General features: G+C 71.3%; 16 protein-coding genes, 1 other RNA gene and 1 pseudogene. 16 read left to right on the top strand and 2 right to left on the bottom strand.

All coding sequences use genetic code 11. The features are described 5' to 3' along the window. A partial coding sequence (locus tag SSQG_RS14975; RefSeq protein WP_158681045.1) for an FHA domain-containing protein occupies positions 1–784 on the bottom strand: 784 nt, incomplete at its 3' end. A gap of 362 nt (positions 785–1,146) precedes the next feature. On the opposite strand from SSQG_RS14975, the gene SSQG_RS14970 reads away from it, so the two are divergent. From SSQG_RS14970 to SSQG_RS14955, 4 genes are all read left to right on the top strand, one after another. Beyond that, positions 1,147–2,826, top strand: coding sequence for a serine/threonine-protein kinase (locus tag SSQG_RS14970; protein WP_003990620.1), 1,680 nt, complete (start codon positions 1,147–1,149; stop codon positions 2,824–2,826). A 134-nt stretch (positions 2,827–2,960) separates the two neighbouring features. Next, positions 2,961–4,202 (top strand): serine/threonine-protein kinase, encoded by a 1,242-nt coding sequence (locus tag SSQG_RS14965; RefSeq protein WP_003990619.1) that lies wholly within the window; start codon positions 2,961–2,963, stop codon positions 4,200–4,202. A gap of 89 nt (positions 4,203–4,291) precedes the next feature. Next, positions 4,292–5,398 carry a peptide chain release factor 2 gene (gene prfB / locus SSQG_RS14960; protein WP_003990618.1) on the top strand — a complete coding sequence of 369 codons (1,107 nt, stop codon included), beginning with the start codon at positions 4,292–4,294 and terminating at the stop codon, positions 5,396–5,398. Positions 5,399–5,688: 290 nt separating this feature from the next. Then, the gene (locus SSQG_RS14955) at positions 5,689–6,318 is read left to right on the top strand and encodes an LPXTG cell wall anchor domain-containing protein (RefSeq protein WP_003990617.1); all 630 of its coding nucleotides are present in this window, start codon (positions 5,689–5,691) and stop codon (positions 6,316–6,318) included. A 109-nt stretch (positions 6,319–6,427) separates the two neighbouring features. Here the strand turns inward: SSQG_RS14955 and SSQG_RS14950 are convergent, their stop codons facing one another. Next, on the bottom strand, positions 6,428–6,619 hold the full coding sequence (locus SSQG_RS14950; protein ID WP_003990616.1) for a hypothetical protein: 192 nt from the start codon (positions 6,617–6,619) through the stop codon (positions 6,428–6,430). Positions 6,620–6,860: 241 nt separating this feature from the next. Between SSQG_RS14950 and ftsE the strand changes: the two genes are divergently transcribed. The 12 genes and pseudogenes from ftsE (at position 6,861) to SSQG_RS14895 (ending at position 20,031) form a co-directional block, all read left to right on the top strand. Beyond that, positions 6,861–7,550 carry a cell division ATP-binding protein FtsE gene (gene ftsE, locus SSQG_RS14945; protein WP_003990615.1) on the top strand — a complete coding sequence of 230 codons (690 nt, stop codon included), beginning with the start codon at positions 6,861–6,863 and terminating at the stop codon, positions 7,548–7,550. A gap of 38 nt (positions 7,551–7,588) precedes the next feature. Next, on the top strand, positions 7,589–8,506 hold the full coding sequence (gene ftsX / locus SSQG_RS14940) for a permease-like cell division protein FtsX (RefSeq protein WP_003990614.1): 918 nt from the start codon (positions 7,589–7,591) through the stop codon (positions 8,504–8,506). A gap of 68 nt (positions 8,507–8,574) precedes the next feature. Further along, positions 8,575–9,741, top strand: coding sequence for a S41 family peptidase (locus tag SSQG_RS14935; protein ID WP_208865647.1), 1,167 nt, complete (start codon positions 8,575–8,577; stop codon positions 9,739–9,741). Between the two features lie 45 nt (positions 9,742–9,786). Further along, positions 9,787–10,266, top strand: a complete 480-nt coding sequence (gene smpB, locus SSQG_RS14930) for an SsrA-binding protein SmpB (protein WP_003990612.1) — start codon at positions 9,787–9,789, stop codon at positions 10,264–10,266. A gap of 118 nt (positions 10,267–10,384) precedes the next feature. Beyond that, positions 10,385–10,788: a transfer-messenger RNA gene (gene ssrA / locus SSQG_RS38520) on the top strand. Between the two features lie 351 nt (positions 10,789–11,139). Next, a complete protein-coding gene (locus SSQG_RS14925) occupies positions 11,140–11,385 on the top strand; it encodes a hypothetical protein (RefSeq protein WP_003990611.1) in 246 nt (81 codons plus the stop codon). A gap of 12 nt (positions 11,386–11,397) precedes the next feature. Further along, positions 11,398–12,210 (top strand): hypothetical protein, encoded by an 813-nt coding sequence (locus SSQG_RS14920; RefSeq protein WP_003990610.1) that lies wholly within the window; start codon positions 11,398–11,400, stop codon positions 12,208–12,210. Between the two features lie 304 nt (positions 12,211–12,514). Then, positions 12,515–13,516 carry a hypothetical protein gene (locus SSQG_RS14915; protein WP_244299132.1) on the top strand — a complete coding sequence of 334 codons (1,002 nt, stop codon included), beginning with the start codon at positions 12,515–12,517 and terminating at the stop codon, positions 13,514–13,516. A gap of 402 nt (positions 13,517–13,918) precedes the next feature. Continuing rightward, positions 13,919–16,138, top strand: coding sequence for a bifunctional polysaccharide deacetylase/glycosyltransferase family 2 protein (locus SSQG_RS14910; RefSeq protein ID WP_003990608.1), 2,220 nt, complete (start codon positions 13,919–13,921; stop codon positions 16,136–16,138). Beyond that, positions 16,135–17,343 carry an acyltransferase family protein gene (locus SSQG_RS14905; RefSeq protein ID WP_003990607.1) on the top strand — a complete coding sequence of 403 codons (1,209 nt, stop codon included), beginning with the start codon at positions 16,135–16,137 and terminating at the stop codon, positions 17,341–17,343. The genes SSQG_RS14910 and SSQG_RS14905 overlap by 4 nt, the downstream gene beginning before the upstream one ends. A gap of 111 nt (positions 17,344–17,454) precedes the next feature. Then, positions 17,455–18,490: pseudogene (locus tag SSQG_RS14900) on the top strand (hypothetical protein). A gap of 155 nt (positions 18,491–18,645) precedes the next feature. Then, the gene (locus SSQG_RS14895; RefSeq protein WP_003990605.1) at positions 18,646–20,031 is read left to right on the top strand and encodes a nitrate/nitrite transporter; all 1,386 of its coding nucleotides are present in this window, start codon (positions 18,646–18,648) and stop codon (positions 20,029–20,031) included. Positions 20,032–20,124: the final 93 nt, after the last annotated feature.

Below are 20,124 nucleotides of genomic sequence, written 5' to 3'. Positions count from 1 at the left end.
CGGAGCCGCGCCCGGCGGGCCCCGGCGTGCCCCAGGCCACCGAGCCGTACGTATGACGGGTGGGCCCGGAGGGACCGGCAGCGGCCGGGTCCGGCACACGGGCATCCGGCCCCGGGCCGTCGGCAGGGCCCGGCACGCGCACGTGGCCCTCTCCGTCCGGCGTCGCGTCCACCCGGCCACCGGGTCCTCCGGCGGGGGCCAGCCGCAGCGCCGACTCGCCGATCCGCAGCAGCGCCCCGGGCGCGAAACGGACCTGGCGGGCACCCACACGGGTGCCGTCCAGCGTGGTGCCGTTCGTGGAGTCGAGGTCGGCGACCGAGACGCGGCCGTCGGCGCCCACCGTCACCGCGCAGTGCAGCCGCGAGACGTCCGGGTCGTCCAGCGGTACGTCGGCGTCGGCGGAGCGGCCGATGCGGATCTCGCCGCCGTGCAGCAGATGCACCCCGCCGGCGTCCGGACCGGCGACCACCTGGAGCTGGGCCGGGGCGTCGTCCAGCTCCGGATGCGGCTCCGGCTCGCCCGGCGCGCCCACGGAGAGCACGGCACCGTCGGTCAGCGGGGGCTCGCCGAGCGTGCACCGCTGGACGTCCAGCCGCTGCTCACCGGCGTACAGCACGGGGGTGCCCGAGCCGTCGCCGCCGGAGACGACCTGGGCGAGTGCCGAGGCCACCGCCGCGAGCGCCGTGCCGGCGGGCGCCGTGACCAGCACGTCGCTGCGTGGCGCGCGGTCCCGCCCCGGCACCGACGGGCCCAGTGGGTCTACGACGGTCAGCCGGATCTGCATCGCCGTCAGCGGTCCCTTCTGCTCAGGCGCGGAGTCCCCCACCCCGCCCCAGCACGTCGGCCAGTACTGCAGGCATCCTCGCACCTGCCACTGACAGCGCGCCCATCGCTCGGGAACAAGTGATCTTGATTGGTCGGCTCTGCCCGCAAAAGTGCCTGAGAGATGGCCCACTCCCGATCAGTTGAGATCGGTCACGTCCCCTCCCGGCAACCAGGAGACCGAGGTGAGCGTCTTCGCTTCGAACAGGTGTGAACGCGGATACGTAAGACCCACAGAATGACGACACACCGGTCCTCAGCGGCACGGCACTACAGTGGGTCGGACAGGCCAGCAGGCAAGGCAAGCACCAGGGAGCGCATGACGTGCGGCCGGTAGGCAGCAAGTACCTGCTCGAGGAGCCGCTCGGACGCGGCGCCACGGGCACCGTCTGGCGAGCCCGCCAGCGCGAGACCGCGGGCGCCGAGGCGGCCGTCGCGGGACAGCCCGGCGAAACCGTGGCGATCAAGGTCCTCAAGGAGGAGCTGGCCAGCGACGCGGACGTCGTCATGCGGTTCCTCCGGGAGCGCTCCGTCCTGCTCCGGCTGACCCACCCGAACATCGTCCGGGTCCGCGACCTGGTGGTCGAGGGCGATCTGCTGGCGCTGGTCATGGACCTCGTCGAGGGCCCCGACCTGCACCGTTACCTGCGCGAGAACGGGCCCTTCAGCCCGGTCGCGGCGGCGCTGCTCACCGCCCAGATCGCCGACGCGCTCGCCGCCAGCCACGCCGACGGCGTCGTCCACCGCGACCTGAAGCCGGCGAACGTCCTGCTCCAGCAGTACGAGGGGCGGATGCACCCGCTGCTGACCGACTTCGGCATCGCCCGCCTCGCCGACTCCCCGGGCCTGACCCGCACCCAGGAGTTCGTCGGCACGCCCGCGTACGTCGCCCCCGAGTCCGCCGAGGGCCGCCCGCAGACCTCCGCCGTCGACATCTACGGCGCCGGCATCCTGCTGTACGAGCTGGTCACCGGCCGCCCGCCGTTCTCCGGCAGCTCCGCCCTCGAGGTGCTGCACCAGCACCTGAGTTCCGAGCCGCGCCGCCCGTCCACGGTCCCCGACCCGCTGTGGACGGTCATCGAGCGCTGTCTGCGCAAGAACCCGGACGAGCGGCCCAGCGCCGAGAACCTCGCCCGCGGCCTGCGCGTCGTCGCCGAGGGCATCGGGGTGCACTCGAACTCCGCGCAGATCGCCGCCGCCGAGGGTGTGGGCGCGCTCCTGGCGCCCGACCCGGCGCCCGCGCCCGTGCCGGACAGCTTCGGCTCGGGCGACCCGACCCAGGTCCTGCCGCAGGGCGCCGGCTCGTACGACCCGAACGCCGCGACCAGCGTCATGCCCCACACCGGTGCCCCCGGCGCCGCCGACCCGACCGCCGTGCTGCCGGGCCGGGGCGCGGCCGACCCGACCGCCGTCATGCCGCCGGTCCCGCCGGGCGCACCCGGCCAGGGCGGTCCCGGCGGGCCCGATGACCCGCACCCCTGGCAGAACCAGCTGCGGGCCGCCCGCGACCGCAACGAGCAGACGCAGGTCCAGTACCTCGACCCGAACCAGGACCCGCTGCGCCGCCGCCCCCAGCGACAGGTCGCCCGGCCGCAGCAGCCCCCGCAGCGGGGCCACCAGCCCCCGCCCGGACCCGGCTACGGCCATCCGCAGCAGCAGCCCCAGCAGTACGCGCCGCAGCCCCAGCAGTACGCGCCGCAGCCCCAGCAGCGCTACGCCCCGCCCGCGCCGCCGCCCCAGCCCCAGCAGCCGCAGCGGCCCCAGCGCGAGCCCCGGCAGCCGCGGCAGCGCAGCGCCAACCCGATGCGGATCCCCGGGCTCGGCTGCCTGAAGGGCTGCCTCTTCACGATCGTCATCCTCTTCGTCGCCGGCTGGCTGGTCTGGGAACTGAGCCCGCTTCAGGAGTGGATCGGCACCGGCAAGGGCTACTGGGACCAGCTCACCGACTGGTTCAACACCGTGACGGGCTGGTTCGAGAAGCTCGGCAACAGCGGGGGCGCTTAGACCGCGAACTGGCCCGAACCCGCCTGTGGGGTTGGTGATTTGTCGACACTCGGCGGGTGATTTCCGCCTCGGCGGTGAAGGTTGGCTCCTCGGACGCGTAGTTTTGGCGACAACACGCGTCGCAAGGAGCAGCCTTGGCACGGAAGATCGGCAGCCGGTACACCGCCCACCAGGTCCTGGGGCGGGGCAGTGCCGGCACGGTGTGGCTGGGTGAGGGTCCCGAAGGCCCCGTCGCCATCAAGCTGCTGCGCGAGGACCTCGCGTCCGACCAGGAACTCGTCGGCCGCTTCGTACAGGAGCGGACGGCGCTGCTCGGTCTGGAGCACCCGCACGTCGTGTCCGTGCGCGACCTGGTCGTCGACGGCAACGACCTGGCGCTGGTCATGGACCTCGTCCGGGGCACGGACCTGCGCACCCGGCTGGAGCGGGACCGGCGTCTCGCCCCCGAGGCGGCCGTCGCCATCGCGGCGAACATCGCCGACGGGCTGGCGGCCGCGCACGCCGCGGGTGTCGTGCACCGGGACGTGAAGCCGGAGAACGTGCTCCTGGACATGCAGGGCCCGCTCGGCCCCGGCGGCTCCCACCGCGCGCTGCTGACCGACTTCGGGGTGGCGAAACTCATCGACACCCCGCGCCGGACCAAGGCGACGAAGATCATCGGCACGCCCGACTACCTCGCCCCGGAGATCGTCGAGGGCCTGCCCCCGCGCGCGTCCGTCGACATCTACGCGCTCGCCACCGTCCTCTACGAGCTGCTGGCGGGCTTCACCCCGTTCGGCGGCGGCCACCCGGGCGCGGTGCTGCGCCGGCACGTCACGGAGACCGTCGTCCCGCTGCCCGGCATCCCGGACGAGCTGTGGCAGCTGATCATCCAGTGCCTCGCCAAGGCCCCGGCCTCCCGGCTGCGCGCCTCGGAGCTCGGGTCGCGGCTGCGCGAGCTGCTGCCGATGCTGGCGGGCATGCCGCCGCTGGAGGTGGACGAGCCGGACACCGAGTCCGCCGAGGAGACCGAGCGCGAGGAGCAGCCCGCCGGACCGGCCCCGGAGCGGGCCCGGCGCCGCGGCGCGGTCCCCCTCGTGCCGGGATCAAAACCGGCCGACTCCAACCGTGACACCCACACGTCCATGCGCGTCCCCGCCCCCGACGAGCTGGCCGGGGGCGCGCACGGCACGGCCCGGGCCCCGCGCGCGTCGGGCACGCCCCGGCCCGGCTCGGCCCGCAACCGCGCCGCCACCCGGCGCCGCCGCCTCGCCCTGGGAGCGGGCGCGGTCGCCCTGATCGCGGCGATCGGCGTCGGGGCGTGGCTGTCCACGTCGGACGACGACGCGAGCACACCACCCGGGGACACCCAGAACTCGGCCCCGCAGTCCCCCTGACCTCCGAAGCGGCCCCGAGCCCGGCGCCCGCACCCGTCCGCTGCGGCGGCCCGGCGCTGGCCGCCGGGCGGAGCCGTTACGCTGGAGGCGTGGCAGTCGTCGATGTATCCGAAGAGCTCAAGTCCCTCTCCTCGACCATGGAGTCGATCGAGGCCGTTCTGGACCTCGACAAGCTGAGGGCAGACATCGCCGTGCTCGAGGAGCAGGCGGCCGCGCCGTCCCTGTGGGACAACCCCGACGAGGCGCAGAAGATCACCAGCAAGCTGTCCCACCTCCAGGCCGAGGTGCGCAAGGCCGAGGCCCTGCGCGGTCGTATCGACGACCTCGCCGTCCTGTTCGAGATGGCCGAGGAGGAGGACGACCCGGACACCCGCGCCGAGGCCGAGTCCGAGCTCGCCGCCGTCCGCAAGGCGCTGGACGAGATGGAGGTCCGCACCCTCCTGTCCGGCGAGTACGACTCCCGTGAGGCCCTGGTGAACATCCGCGCCGAGGCCGGCGGCGTCGACGCCGCCGACTTCGCCGAGAAGCTCCAGCGCATGTACCTGCGGTGGGCGGAGCAGCGCGGCTACAAGACGGAGATCTACGAGACGTCGTACGCGGAGGAGGCCGGCATCAAGTCGACCACCTTCGCCGTCCAGGCGCCCTACGCCTACGGCACGCTCTCCGTCGAGCAGGGCACGCACCGGCTCGTGCGCATCTCGCCCTTCGACAACCAGGGCCGGCGCCAGACCTCCTTCGCGGGCGTCGAGGTCCTGCCCGTGGTCGAGCAGACCGACCACATCGAGATCGACGAGTCCGAACTGCGGGTGGACGTGTACCGCTCGTCCGGCCCCGGCGGCCAGGGCGTCAACACCACCGACTCCGCGGTGCGCCTCACCCACATCCCCACCGGCATCGTCGTCTCCTGCCAGAACGAGCGCTCGCAGATCCAGAACAAGGCCACGGCCATGAACGTCCTCCAGGCCAAGCTGCTGGAGCGGCGCCGCCAGGAGGAGCAGGCCAAGATGGACGCCCTCAAGGGCGACGGCGGCAACTCCTGGGGCAACCAGATGCGTTCCTACGTGCTGCACCCGTACCAGATGGTCAAGGACCTGCGCACCGAGCACGAGGTCGGCAACCCCGAGTCCGTGTTCAACGGCGAGATCGACGGGTTCCTCGAGGCCGGAATTCGCTGGCGCAAGCAGCAGGAGAAGTAATTTATCGACAAGGCAACTGCCGACGTCAGCGCGGCAGTTGCCTTTTCTGTGCCCGCATGTCTGGGTTTTACATCACACTCACAGACTCCGACGTCCGGCATAGCCCCCGTACTTGGACACGGCACCCGCAAACGCCCTTGACGAGCCTTTGAAAAATGGGAAGGGTAAAGCGCGGCATGCGTGTCTCTGGGGCGCATGTGAACCGGGGGGCCTTTTCACCGTGGCCGTCCCCGTCGAGCACAGCCCCGAACGCTGCCTAATGACGATGAGCTACTGGGGGTAGCAACCACATGACGAAGAAGACGCGGATCCGTGTCGCGCGGATAGCGGCCGGCGCCGTGATCGCCGCCGGAGCCTCGCTGACCGCCGCCGGTGCCGCATCCGCCGCTGAGGCGGACGACTGCCTGCTCGGCATCCTGTGCGCCGACGAGTCGCCGGTCCCGACGCCGACGCCGACGGACCCGCCGACCGACATTCCCACCGACCCGCCGACGGACCTCCCGACGGACCCGCCGTCGACCGAGGAGCCCACGGACGAGCCGACCGAGCCCACGGACGAGCCCACCGAGCCGACCGAGGACCCGACCGACGCGCCGACCAACCCGGGCAACGGGAACGGCGGCGGCAACGGTGGCGGCAACGCCAACGGTGGCAACAACGGCGGCGGCAACAACGCCGACCCCGACGGCGGCACCTCCCCGCAGCAGGAGGGCTCCTCCTCCCTCACCGACACCGGCTCGGACTCCACCCCGGCCGCGCAGGCCCAGGCCCAGGGCAAGGGTAACGGCGAGGAGCTCGCCGAGACCGGTGCCGCGCAGACCACCTTCCTGGTGATCGGCGCCGCCACGATGATCGCCGGCGGTGTCGGCTTCCGCGTCCTGCCGCGCCTCATGGGCGGCCGCGGCGGGGCTGCCGCCTGACGGTAGCCGCGTCCGTACGGACCGTGCGCACAGCGCAGCGCTGAGGGCCCGGAGCTTCACGCTCCGGGCCCTCAGTCCTGTCCTCGCGCGGCTTGTCCTGGCCTGCTCGTCACGCCGTCTGGTGCGCCAGCAGCGCCACGGCCGCGATCAGCGCGGCCAGCAGGGCGATCAGCGCCATCGGGTTCAGACTCGCGAAGAAATTCTCCTGCTGCAGGCGCTCGCGGTTCGCGCGGCACACGGGGCAGCGGCCCTCGTTCACGGGGGCCGCGCAGTTCGCGCACACCAACCGGTCGTACGTCATGCGCTCGCCCTCCTTGCGCCGGTTCCAGGTTGTTCAACGTTCGTGGGTGGGGGAATGTTCCCCTCCCCACTTTGCCAGGTTCCGCCGGAGGGCGCGCGGTCGCTGCAAAAGAGCGGTTCCCCACACCCCCAGGGCGTACAAAACGGCACATCCGCTGTGCAACCACCACCGGTGACTGCGGTCACGTACCCGGTTCGCGTATGGTCACGCTCATCTACCCCCGGCGACCCGTGGTGCATCCGTGATCCGATTCGACAATGTCTCCAAGGTCTACCCCAAGCAGACCCGCCCCGCCCTCAGGGATGTCTCCCTGGAGGTCGAGAAGGGCGAGTTCGTGTTCCTCGTGGGGTCCTCCGGCTCCGGAAAGTCCACCTTCCTGCGGCTGATCCTCCGCGAGGAGCGGTGCAGTCACGGGCAGGTGCACGTCCTGGGCAAGGACCTCGCACGCCTCTCCAACTGGAAGGTTCCGCAGATGCGGCGCCAGCTGGGGACGGTCTTCCAGGACTTCCGCCTGCTGCCGAACAAGACGGTCGGCGAGAACGTCGCCTTCGCGCAGGAGGTCATCGGCAAGTCACGCGGCGAGATCCGCAAGTCCGTGCCGCAGGTGCTCGACCTCGTCGGGCTCGGCGGCAAGGAGGACCGGATGCCCGGCGAGCTGTCCGGTGGTGAGCAGCAGCGCGTCGCCATCGCGCGGGCCTTCGTCAACCGGCCGAAGCTGCTCATCGCCGACGAGCCCACCGGCAACCTCGACCCGCAGACCTCCGTCGGCATCATGAAGCTGCTCGACCGCATCAACCGGACGGGCACGACCGTGGTGATGGCCACGCACGACCAGAACATCGTGGACCAGATGCGCAAGCGCGTCATCGAGCTGGAGAAGGGCCGCCTCGTCCGCGACCAGGCCCGTGGCGTCTACGGCTACCAGCACTGACACCGCACGAGATCCACGGAAAGGCTTAACCCGTCGCCATGCGCGCCCAGTTCGTACTCTCCGAGATCGGTGTCGGTCTCCGTCGCAACCTGACGATGACCTTCGCCGTCATCGTCTCCGTCGCCCTGTCGCTCGCCCTGTTCGGTGGGTCGCTCCTGATGAGTGACCAGGTCAACACCATGAAGGGCTACTGGTACGACAAGGTCAACGTCTCGATCTTCCTCTGCAACAAGAGCGATGCCGAGTCCGACCCGAACTGCGCCAAGGGCGCGGTGACGGACGACCAGAAGCAGCAGATCAAGACCGACCTCGACAAGATGGGCGTCGTCCAGACGGTCACGTACGAGTCGCAGGACGCGGCCTACAAGCACTACAAGGAGCAGTTCGGGGACTCCCCGCTGGCCAGCTCCCTCACGCCGGACCAGATGCAGGAGTCGTACCGCATCAAGCTGAAGGACCCGCAGAAGTACCAGGTCATCGCGACCGCCTTCGACGGCCGGGACGGCGTGCAGTCCGTTCAGGACCAAAAGGGCATTCTGGACAATCTGTTCGGGCTCCTCAACGGCATGAACTGGGCCGCGCGGGCGGTGATGGCGCTCATGCTCGTCGTCGCGCTGATGCTGATCGTCAACACCGTGCGGGTCTCGGCGTTCAGCCGGCGGCGCGAGACCGGCATCATGCGCCTGGTCGGCGCCTCGGGCTTCTACATCCAGGCGCCGTTCATCATGGAGGCCGCCGTCGCCGGGCTCATCGGCGGCACCCTCGCGTGCGCCTTCCTGCTGGTCGCCAGATACTTCATCATCGACCACGGCCTGGCACTGTCCGAGAAGCTGAACCTGATCAACTTCATCGGCTGGGACGCCGTTCTCACGAAGCTGCCGCTCATCCTCGCCACGAGTCTGCTGATGCCGGCGTTGGCCGCGTTCTTCGCGCTGCGCAAGTACTTGAAGGTGTGACGCATACCAACAGGGGCCGTGCGGTCAACCGACCGTACGGCCCTTCCTCTTGTCCTAGACTCGCCGGCATGTCAGGTCGTGACCCGTTCTGTCAGCCCCGTCGCATCCGCCGCGGGGCCGCCCTGACCTTGCTGTTCACGAGCGTGCTCGTCGCCGGAGCGGCCACCGGCTCCCTCTCGCAGGCCGACCGCAAGTCCGCGCCGGACGAGGCCCGTTCGACCGGCCCGGCCGGGCGTCACGCGGCCGTCGCCAGGGCCGCCGAGGAGGCCATGGCCGACGGCAAGTCCCCGATGGAGGCCGCCAAGCGTGCCGTCAGCCGCAGCGGCGACCGCTGGGGCGCGGTCTACTCCCGGGGCGAGTACGAGGAGTTCGAGGAGGCCCTCGACGGCCAGTACACCGGCGTCGGACTCTGGGCACGCAGCGAACGCGACGGCCGTGTCGAGGTGACGAAGGTGCGCCCCGGCTCACCCGCCGCCACCGCCGGGATCCACCCCGGGGACCTGCTGCGCAGCGTCGACGGCGAGAAGACCGACGGCCGGCCCGTCACCGAGGTCGTCTCGTTGCTGCGCGGGGACGCCACCGACGCCCCCGCCGGCACCACCGTCCGCCTCGGACTGGAGCGGGGCGGGCGCTCCTGGACCGAGACCCTGCGCCGGGCCCAGCTGAGCACCGACTCGGTCACCGTGCGGGAGCTCGCCGGCCCGGTCACCGTCATCAAGGTCGACACCTTCACCAAGGGCTCCGGCGACCAGGTCCGCAAGGCCGTCCGCCACGCCCCGCCCGGCGGCGTCGTCCTCGACCTGCGCGGCAACTCCGGCGGACTGGTCACCGAGGCCGTCAGCGCGGCCTCCGCCTTCCTCGACGGCGGCCTGGTCGCCACGTACGACGTCGAGGGCGAACAGCGCGCCCTGCACGCCGAGCCCGGCGGCGACACGACGAGACCCCTGGTCGCGCTCGTCGACGGCGGGACGATGAGCGCGGCCGAACTGCTCACCGGGGCGGTCCAGGACCGCGGACGGGCGCTCGTCGTGGGGTCCCGGACCTTCGGCAAGGGCTCGGTCCAGATGCCGAGCCGGCTGCCCGACGGCTCCGTCGCGGAGCTGACCGTCGGGCACTACCGCACCCCCTCCGGCCGCGGGGTCGACGGCCGGGGCATCACGCCCGACCTGGAGACCGACGACGGCGCCCTCCAGCGGGCCGAGACCGTACTGCGCGGCCTCGCGAGCCCCTCGTAATCGACTTTCCGCAGGCCCCCTCCGTAGTGCGAAAATGGGCGGACTATGGCTAAGGAAAAAGGGCGCAAGCTGATCGCGCAGAACAAGAAGGCGCGGCACGACTACCTCATCATCGACACCTACGAGGCCGGCCTGGTCCTCACCGGGACCGAGGTGAAGTCGCTGCGCCAGGGACGAGCGTCGCTGGCCGACGGCTTCATCCAGATGGACGGGCACGAGGCGTGGCTGCACAACGTGCACGTGCCGGAGTACAGCCAGGGCACCTGGACCAACCACAGCGCCCGCCGCAAGCGGAAGCTGCTGCTGCACCGCGCCGAGATCGACAAGCTGGAGTCGAAGTCCCAGGAGACGGGGCACACCATCGTGCCGCTCGCGCTGTACTTCAAGGACGGCCGTGCCAAGGTCGAGATCGCGCTGGCGAAGGGCAAGAAGGAGTACGACAAGCGCCAGACGCTCCGCGAGAAGCAGGACCGCCGTGAGACCGAGCGGGCGATCTCGGCGGTGCGCCGCAAGGCCCGGGCGTAGGCCCCGGCCCCGGCCCCGGGGAATACGCTGGCATCGTCGGGCGTTGGTCACGTACGATGGCACATGCACCTCACAGCGGGTGCGAGCTCCTCTCGCGAGGGGATTGAAAAATCAACATGGGGATGATCGGTTTCGACAGCGGCTGTCGAAGCAGGGGAAGCGTGTCGAGGAAGCGGCCATGATCTCGTAAACCACAGGCCGAGAAAAATAATCGCCAATTCCAAGCGATCCATCTCCCAGGGCGAGCTCGCCCTCGCTGCCTGATCTTCAGGTAGCGAGCAGCGGCTCCCCTACTTAAGGGAGTGTCAGCCCGGGGGTGTTCCCGACCCGGATCCTGGCATCATTTAGGGAACTAAACCTTGATCCCGGTCACGGGGTGAAGAGGGAAACCAAACAGTGACTGGGCCCGTCGGAGACTTGTCGGCGTGATCTCCGGGGCCGAGAAAAGCACAGCCGACTGCACACGGAGAAGCCCTGCTTCCGCACCGTTGGACGCGGGTTCGATTCCCGCCATCTCCACTCATCCCATGTGGGCACAGGCCCCGTCGCTTCCGAGCGGCGGGGCCTGTGTCATGCGCGCTCCAGACGGGGATCGTCGCGGACGACCACGGCCGTGAAGGGGACGGGCTGTCGAAGCGCTTCGACGGAAGAATGGGGTGAGCCCGTCAATGAGCCCTGCGTCGATCGGTGAAGCGATTCGACACCCCGACCGGGACGGCAGCCGGCTCGCAGGGTCTGGCGGTAAATAATCGTTCGCAGTTCTTCATACAGAGATATGGAGAGCCCTAATGGCACATGGAAAAGATGCTCAACGGGGAAATCCTTCACTCGTTTGCCGCGCATCCGCCGAAGTAGGCCGACGTTAGTCGGTACATGACCGAGGCGACCAGGAAAGACGGGTGGGCGGTAACGCTCGGCCCCTACACCTACATTCCCGCTCCGGCGCACTCGTCGGCGACCGTCAACGGCACGCTCACCAAGGCCGGTTGTCCGGTCACGTTGCAGGTGACAGAGCCGGTGCTGCGCGATTTCCTCGACGCCATGAGTGCGCTGGAAAGCGATCTCGCCCGGCGCTGGACCAGTGCCACGGAATGGTCCGCTTTCGCGCTCGCGGAATAGTCGGGGCGCGCCATGTATGACAATGGAATCGAGGGCAGCGGGCGGCACCGGGCTCCGACTCGGGATTTCGTCACGCCCCTCACCCCACCGGACCCGACCTGGGATCCGGCCGAGGAACTGGCGTTCATCCTCCAGGAGGCCCTGGCCGAACAGGAGCCGAGGATCCCCGCCCCGCGTGACGAGACGCGGGCCGCGGCGGCGCAGGTCGTCCCGGACGGTCACATCCGGCGGCTCCAGGACATCACCGAGGAACTGCCGCCGGTGCGGGAGGTCCAGCGGCGCCACCGCAAGGTCCGGACCCGCAAGGCCCCGCGCGTACTCCGCGCCACCAGCTTCCTCGTCGCCGCCCTGGCCGCTGTGATCGCTTCCGCGGTGAGCCTGCTGAGCGGGATGGTCGCCTACGACCCGCTGCGCCTCGTCGCCGTGTCACCCCCGGGGAGAAGCCTCCACACCTGGTGGCCGCTGCTGGTGTACGGGCCCTGGCTGGTGGCCTCGCTGTCCGTCCTGCGGGCCGCGCTGCACCAGCGCCGTGCCGTGCACTCCTGGTGCGTGGTCCTCGTCTTCTCGTGCGTCGCCGTGCTGCTGTGCGTCGCCCAGGCGCCCAGGACGGTCCTGGGCACCGCGTCGGCGGCCCTGCCGGGGGTGGCGGCACTGGCCTGCTTCCAGCAGGTCGTCCGGCAGATCACTCTGACCCGCCCTCCGGTCCGGACGGTGCCGCGGCACCGCCAGGGGCAGACGCCGCCGAGGGACCCCGCCGGCGGGGCCGTTGTCGGTGGCGAGACGCCGGGGCAGGGGGAAGCACCTCAGCAGACCGGCGGGGTCTGAGCGGCGCGGTGCGGGGCGGTGGGGTGCCGGGCGGTGGGGTCGTCGGCCCCGCCGCGACGGTGTCGCATCCCCTGGGCGGCCCCGTCGGAGGGTGGATTCCGGCCATGGGCGATGTCCTCAGCGCGTCCCACGGCTGACACGATTCGGTACGCCGTCCGCACACAACCTCCGCGTGCGCTACATTCAACACCTGAGCACAGTGTGGTAAAAGGGGGCGCTCGGAACGGGTGGGGGCCCGGATCCGACGACGAGTGCTCAGGTCGTACGCGCACCTGAACCATCCCGTGGGGGGAAGTGCGTGCGCGTGAAACAGTGGCGAGAAGACGCCCAACCCGAGTGGCCCGAGGCCGCTACGACGACCGGTGAGGTCCTCGCGGACGGCAGAGCCCGGGACCGGAGAGCCACTCAGGTGTTCGCCGGCGGCGACGTCCAGGTGACCGGCAGCCGGCTGCCCGCCGGGACGGAGATACTGCGCGGCATCCCCCGGCAGAGCGAGGGCGCGGCCGATCCGTTCGCCCCGGACGCCGGGCCCCGGCCCGCCGTCCGCGACCCCTGGGGGGAGGACGCCGACCCGGCCGGGACCCTCCCGTCGGACGGGGACGACACCGAGCACACCCACGACCCGCACGAGGTCACCGTCCAACTCGACGCCGTACAGCTCGGGGACGGGTTCCTGAGGCAGGTCAAGGAAGGCCCCGGCGCGATCCCCGAATCCGCCGCCGACCGGCCGGTGTTCGTCGACGAGTCCGGTCGCCGCAGCCGCCGCTTCCGCCGGATCGGCATGGCCGTCGCCCTGGTCTGCGGGGTCTACGCCATGGTCATCGTCGCCACACTGCTCTCGGGCAACTCCCAAGCGCCCTGGCTGCCCGTGCCGGGCCAGAAGGAGGGACAGCCGGCCGGGAAGGTCGACAGCCCGCCCCTGCCGGAGCAGTCGGCACCGTCCGCCGAGGCCGACGCCACCCTCCCGGGCAGCACGCCCGCGACCGGTGAGGTCACGGCGCCTGCACCCGGCGCGAGCGCCCGTGAACCCATGGCCTCCGCGGGCCCCGGCCGATCCGGCACGACCACCAAGCCCTCACCGACCGCGACCCGGACCGCACCGGCCCCGGGCGCCGGCGTCACCGACCCGCCCCCGAGCAAGCCGGCGAACCCGCCGAGCACGCCCGCACCCGACCCGACACCGACGACCGCCGCTCCGCCCGAGCCGACCGTGACCACGGGCACCGGCGGCGACGGCGGCGACACGGGCACCGTCGCCGAGGGCCCGGCGCAGACACCGCCCGTCGCCGAGTCACCGGCCGCGTAGCGGGACTGCCCAACCGCACGGCCGGGTCACCGGCCGTCAGGTCGTCCACGGCGTGTCAGGCCTGACAGGCCCGTCGGGCACGGCGGCCCGGTCCGTCCGGCCGGGGCGGCGGCGGATCTGAGCACCTGTTGTTCAGCCCGGCCTCATGCCGACCGGACCCGACGGCGGCCCGCGCCGACAGGCCGCACCGGTCGCACCGGCCGCCCCGCCGAGCCGCGTCACCTCCGTCCGGCGGGCCGGCCCGCAAGCCGCCACACCTCCGCCCGGCCCGGCCGACGGCACCCGCCACCCGGCCCGCCCCGACCGGCCCGCCCCGCTGGGGCCGCCCCCCGGCCCAGGCCTCCCCACGGCCCCCTCCCCGCCCGCATCCCGTCCCCGCACCACCCCGGAGTACCACCCCTGATGGCAACCCGTTCCCACCGTCCCGGGCGCGCGACCCGAGCCCCTGACGATCCCCGTAACCGCGACAGCGACCGCAACCGCCCGCGCCGCCGCCTGCCCATGCGGCTGCTGCTGCCCCTGTTCGTCCTGGCCGCCCTCATGGCCATGCTCATGCTGCGCGGCTACGTGCACAGCGAGGTCCTCGCCGACCACCGCGTCGGACCGCCCGCCGCGAACGACAGCGTCCCGAAGGACATCCTCAAGGGCGGGCCCGTCATCGACACCCGGGAAGGGCGGCCGACCAGCCTGGACCTCCCGGACCGCGAGCTGGTGCTGACCTTCGACGACGGACCGGACCCGGTATGGACGCCCAAGGTCCTCGACGTGCTGAAGAAGCACGACGCGCACGCCGTCTTCTTCATCACCGGCACCATGGCCTCCCGCTACCCGGAACTCGTCCAGCGCATGGTCGACGAGGGCCACGAGATCGGCCTGCACACCTTCAATCACCCCGACCTGGCGCTGCAGAGCAAGAGCCGCGTCGACTGGGAGCTGTCGCAGAACCAGCTCGCGCTCGCGGGCGCGGCCGGCATCCGCACCTCGCTCTTCCGCCCGCCGTACTCGTCGTTCGCCCAGAACATGGACAACAACTCCTGGCCGGTCACCGAGTACATCGGCAGCAAGGGCTACATCACCGTCGTCAACGACACCGACAGCGAGGACTGGCGCAGGCCCGGGGCCGAGCAGATCATCCGCAACGCCACGCCGAAGAACGGCGACGGCGCCGTCGTGCTGATGCACGACTCCGGCGGCGACCGCTCCCAGACCGTGGCCGCGCTCGACCGGTACGTCTCCGGACTCCAGGACAAGGGCTACCGCTTCGACACCCTCACCGCCGCTCTGGACGCCCCCAGCGCGCACACCCCGGTCGCCGGACTGGAGTCGCTGAAGGGCGAGGCGTGGGTCTTCCTCGTGCAGGCCTCGGACCAGACGACCGACGTGCTCGTCGCAGGCCTCGCCGTCGTCGGGGTGCTGGTGTTCGGGCGTCTCGGGCTGATGCTGATCCTGTCCGTCGCGCACGCCCGCCGGGTCCGCCGTCGCGGCTTCCGCTGGGGTGAGACCGTCACCGAACCGGTGTCCGTCCTCGTGCCCGCCTACAACGAGGCCAAGTGCATCGAGCAGACGGTCCGTTCCCTCGTCGCGAGCGACCATCCCATCGAGGTGCTGGTCATCGACGACGGCTCCAGCGACGGCACCGCGCGCATCGTCGAGAACCTCGGCCTGCCCGGAGTGCGCGTCGTCCGCCAGCTCAACGCGGGCAAGCCGGCCGCCCTCAACCGGGGGATCGCCAACGCCCGGCACGACCTGATCGTGATGATGGACGGCGACACCGTCTTCGAACCGACCACCGTCCGCGAGCTGGTGCAGCCCTTCGGCGACCCGCGCGTGGGCGCCGTCGCGGGCAACGCCAAGGTCGGCAACCGGGACTCGCTCATCGGCGCGTGGCAGCACATCGAGTACGTGATGGGCTTCAACCTCGACCGCCGGATGTACGACGTGCTGCGCTGCATGCCGACGATCCCCGGCGCGGTGGGGGCGTTCCGGCGCAGCGCACTGGAACGCGTCGGCGGCATGAGCGACGACACGCTCGCCGAGGACACCGACATCACCATGGCCATGCACCGCGACGGCTGGCACGTCGTGTACGCGGAGAAGGCCGTCGCCTGGACCGAGGCCCCCGAGTCCGTCCAGCAGCTGTGGTCCCAGCGCTACCGCTGGTCGTACGGCACCATGCAGGCGATCTGGAAGCACCGCCGCTCCCTCGTCGACCGCGGACACTCGGGCCGCTTCGGCCGGGTGGGCCTGCCGCTGGTGTCGATGTTCATGGTCGTGGCGCCGCTGCTGGCCCCGCTGATCGACGTGTTCCTGCTGTACGGGCTGGTGTTCGGCCCGACGGAGAAGACCATCGGCGCCTGGCTGGGCGTCCTCGCAGTGCAAGGGGTGTGCGCGGCCTACGCGTTCCACCTGGACAAGGAACGCATGACCCATCTGATCTCGCTGCCGCTCCAGCAAATCCTCTACCGGCAGCTCATGTACGTCGTCCTGCTGCAGTCCTGGATCACCGCGCTCACCGGCGGCCGGCTGCGCTGGCAGAAGCTGCGGCGCACCGGCGCGGTGGGCCTGCCCGGCACCGGCAGCGGCACCCCGCAGCAGCCGGTGGGCGGGAGGCCCGTCCGATGACCATGCAGCAGACTCCCGTCACCGACGCCCCGAAGGACGAAGGGGCCCCCCGTACCGGACCCGTCCGTGACCGGTACTTCGACCTGCTGCGCGCCCTCGCGCTGTTCCGTGTCGTGCTGTACCACCTGACCGGCTGGGCCTGGCTGCCGCTGGTGTTCCCGTCCATGGGCGTGATGTTCGCCCTCGCCGGCAACCTCATGGCCCGCTCGCTGAAGCGCCCGCCCGTCCAGGTGATCCGCGGCCGGATGCGCCGGCTGCTGCCTCCGCTGTGGCTGCTGGGCGTCGTCGGCGTCACCGGCATGGTCCTCCAGGGCTGGGGGCCGGACGCCGACGGGCATCCCGGCTGGTGGTGGCTCCACCTCACCTTCTGGATCGTCCCGCTCAGCGACCCGCCGTACGCCGAGGGGCTGCCCGGACTGCACGGCTTCGTCGGCGAGAACTGGGCGGCGGACTTCGCGGGACCGCTCTGGTACATCCGCGCCTACCTCTGGTACGTGCTGCTGTCCCCGTTCCTGCTGAAGGCCCTGCGCGCCATGCCGGTGGTCACGCTCCTCGCGCCGATCGCCCTGGCCGTCGCCTTCGAGCACGGCTACATCACGCTGCCCGGCGAGCGGATCCCCTCGGCGCTCACGGACTTCTCCACCTTCGGCGCCTGCTGGATCCTCGGCATGGCCCACCAGGAGGGGATCCTGCGCAGACTGCCGCGCTACGTCGTCCCGTCCGTGGCGCCCGTGATCGTCCTGGCCGGCCTCTGGTACGCCCTGCACCACGGCTTCGGCCCGGGCAACGACCTGGACAGCATGCCCCTGGCGCAGGCCCTGTGGTCCTTCGGCACGGTGCTCCTGCTCCTGCATGTCAGCCCGTCCTGGTCCGAGTGGCCGCGCCGGCTGCGCCGCTGGTCCGGGACGATCACCCTGCTCAACTCCCGGGCCGTGACGATCTACCTCTGGCACAACATCTGCATCCTGATCGCCGCGACCCTCTGGGACCGGCTGTGGGCCTTCGAGGTGCTGGAGCAGAACGTGCCGGGGCTGCTGGAGAGCGTCTGGCCGGTGCTGGTGGTGGTGTGGGTCCTGATCGTCGGCTGTGTCCTGGCGTTCGGCTGGGTGGAGGACCTGGCGGCCAAGCAGCAGCCCCGGCTGTGGCCGAGCAAGCCTCGGGAGAGTGCCGGGGGAAGCCGGAGCCGCCGGGCACCCGGCGGCTGACCAGGGCCGCCGCCTCCGCGGCAGCGGGACCGCGTTCCGCCGGCCGTTCCCCGTGTGGAAAACTGCCCGAGTTGCGCAAGTGAACACGGTGGCCGGCGGAAGCGGTGGGGAATGAGTAAGCGGCAGACACAGAAGATGCTGCGGCTGATGGCGAGTGGCGAACCCGTCGAGCTCACCAGCCCGATGGCGTCCGTGAAGAAGCTGGCCCGACTGGCCTTCATCGCGCAGCAGTTCGGCTACGAGTACGCGGACGTCCGGCAGAGCAGCGGCCGCAACGGCGCGCTCACCATGCTGGTCCTGCCCGACCCCAGCCCACAGGCCAGGGCCCGGGCCGGGCAGAACTGGGCGCAGTACCCGAACGCCTCCGACGGCGTCTCCCTGCCGCCCCTCGTGCCCGACGCGTTCGAGCTTCTCAAGGCCCGTATCAACTTCGACCTCACCGGCAAGAACGCCGAGAAGCGCATGGGGTACGCGGCCCTCGGCGTCACCGTCGGCTGCGTGGTCCTCGCCCTCCGCTCCGGCGGGGAGTCCTCCGACTTCGTCGCGGCGGGCGTGGTGTGGCTGCTGGTCATGGCGGTCTTCGGCATCGGACTGCTGGTCACGCGCAGGCGCAACGCGAAGTTCGCCGCGCGGTTGCAGGCGGCGGGCTTCACGCCGGTGCGGGAGGAGAGCGGACGGCTGCGCTACCTGCCGCCCGGGGCGCAACCGCCGGGGCAGGGGAACCCGTTCGGCGGCGGACCGTACGCCGGCGGGCCATACGGCGGTGCGCCGGGGGCCGGGGTGCCGGGCCATGCGGGTGCTCCGCCGCAGGCGCCCGGGATGCAGCCGGGCCAGGTGCCCGGGGTGCCGGCCGCCCCCCGCGGGTCACGCCCAGCAGGCACCAGGCCCGTACGCCCAGCCGGCGCCGGGGGCGTATCCCTCCCAGCCGGCACCGGGGCCGTATCCCGCCCAGCCCGCGCCCGGCCCGTACGGAACGCACCCCGCGCCCGGCCCGTACGGAGCCCAGCCCGCCGCCGCGCCGTACGGAGCCCAGCCCGCCCCCGCGCCGTACCCGCCTCAGCAGCAGCCCGGTCCCTACGCCCCGCAGCCGCCCCACCCCCAGCCGTACCCGCAGCAGAATCCACACTGGCAGCCCCCGCAAGGCTGACCCGAACGGCACCGGACCTCTCATCCCGCCCGAGCCCGGGGTGAGAGCAACGTTCCCTTGCGGTCACTCGCTGGCACAGCCACGAAACGCGTCCTCCCTACCTTCGGAACCAGCCACTCGTAGTACGACCGAGTCCCGGAGCAAGTGGAGGCGTCATGACAGGCCCTGGCACGGCACCCGCACCCCCGAGCAGGGGCGGACGCTGGATCCGGCACTGGGATCCGGAGAACGAGACCTTCTGGAACGAGACGGGGGAGAAGGTCGCCCGCCGCAACCTCTACTTCTCCGTGCTGTCCGAGCACATCGGCTTCTCGGTCTGGACCCTGTGGTCCGTACTGGTCCTCTTCATGGGCCCGGAGTACGGGCTGACCCCGGCCGACAAGTTCATGCTGACCTCGATGGTCACGCTCGTCGGCGCCGTCGTCCGCGTCCCCTACACCTTCGCCGTGGCGATCTTCGGCGGGCGGAACTGGACGATCATCTCCGCCGCCCTCCTCCTGGTCCCGACCGTCGCCGCGTTCACCGTGATGGAGCCGGGCACCTCCTTCTCCACTTTCCTGCTCGTCGGACTGCTGGCCGGCATCGGCGGAGGCAACTTCGCCTCCTCGATGACCAACATCAACGCCTTCTTCCCGCTGCGGAAGAAGGGCTGGGCCCTCGGTCTGAACGCGGGCGGCGGCAACATCGGCGTGCCGGTGATCCAGCTGGCCGCGCTCGCGATCATCGGCGCCGGCGGCGGCCCGCGCGTGCTGCTCGGGATCTACATCCCGCTGATCGTCGTGGCCGCCGTCATGGCCGCGCTCTTCATGGACAACCTGGAGAACGTCAAGAACGACACCGGTGCCGCCAAGGACGCCGCGCGGGACGCCCACACGTGGATCATGTCCGTCCTCTACATCGGCACGTTCGGCTCGTTCATCGGCTACAGCTTCGCCTTCGGCCAGGTCCTGCAGAACCAGTTCGGCCGTACGCCGCTGCAGGCCGCGTACGTCACGTTCCTCGGCCCGCTGCTCGGCTCCCTCATCCGGCCCCTCGGCGGCTGGCTCGCCGACCGCTATGGCGGCGCGCGGATCAGCCTGTGGAACTACGTCGGGATGGGCGTCGCCACGGCGGTGCTGATCGGTGCCTCCATGGAGAAGTCGCTGGCGCTGTTCACGGCGGCGTTCGTGGTGCTGTTCGTGCTCAGCGGGCTCGGCAACGGGTCGACGTTCAAGATGATCCCGGGCATCTTCCAGAACAAGGCCCTGGCCAAGGGGCTGCGGGGCGAGGAGGCCGCGGCCTACGGGCGCCGGCTCTCCGGTGCCTCCATGGGGCTCATCGGCGCGGTGGGCGCGCTCGGCGGTGTCGCCATCAACCTCGCCTTCCGCCAGTCCTTCCTCTCCTACGGCTCCGGCACCGGCGCGTTCGTCGCCTTCCTCGCCTTCTACGTGGTCTGCTTCGGGGTCACATGGGCCGTATACCTTCGACGTACGGCACGCGGGGTACCCGCCACCACGACGACCTCGGAGGCGAAGCCACAGCTCAGTTACGCCGAGGTGTGACGTAACACCGACGACATCAAGCTGATCCGGGCCTGTCACGAGCCGTTGACAGGCTCGATCGGCATGTAGGTACGCCGTACTTACGCGGTACGA

The organism is Streptomyces viridochromogenes DSM 40736 (genome assembly GCF_000158955.1).
GTDB classification, from domain to species: Bacteria; Actinomycetota; Actinomycetes; order Streptomycetales; family Streptomycetaceae; genus Streptomyces; species Streptomyces venetus.
The sequence above is the reverse complement of the archived record's forward strand: the minus strand, read 5'-3'. Positions and strand labels throughout refer to the sequence as shown.

Coding starts and splice junctions, on each gene's coding strand:
- SSQG_RS14955 (WP_003990617.1), top strand. CDS start 5,689: ATGACGAAGAAGACGCGGATCCGTGTCGCGCGGATAGCGGCCGGCGCC.
- SSQG_RS14950 (WP_003990616.1), bottom strand. CDS start 6,619: ATGACGTACGACCGGTTGGTGTGCGCGAACTGCGCGGCCCCCGTGAAC.
- ftsX (WP_003990614.1), top strand. CDS start 7,589: ATGCGCGCCCAGTTCGTACTCTCCGAGATCGGTGTCGGTCTCCGTCGC.
- SSQG_RS14935 (WP_208865647.1), top strand. CDS start 8,575: ATGTCAGGTCGTGACCCGTTCTGTCAGCCCCGTCGCATCCGCCGCGGG.
- smpB (WP_003990612.1), top strand. CDS start 9,787: ATGGCTAAGGAAAAAGGGCGCAAGCTGATCGCGCAGAACAAGAAGGCG.
- SSQG_RS14925 (WP_003990611.1), top strand. CDS start 11,140: ATGACCGAGGCGACCAGGAAAGACGGGTGGGCGGTAACGCTCGGCCCC.
- SSQG_RS14920 (WP_003990610.1), top strand. CDS start 11,398: ATGTATGACAATGGAATCGAGGGCAGCGGGCGGCACCGGGCTCCGACT.
- SSQG_RS14910 (WP_003990608.1), top strand. CDS start 13,919: ATGGCAACCCGTTCCCACCGTCCCGGGCGCGCGACCCGAGCCCCTGAC.
- SSQG_RS14905 (WP_003990607.1), top strand. CDS start 16,135: ATGACCATGCAGCAGACTCCCGTCACCGACGCCCCGAAGGACGAAGGG.
- SSQG_RS14895 (WP_003990605.1), top strand. CDS start 18,646: ATGACAGGCCCTGGCACGGCACCCGCACCCCCGAGCAGGGGCGGACGC.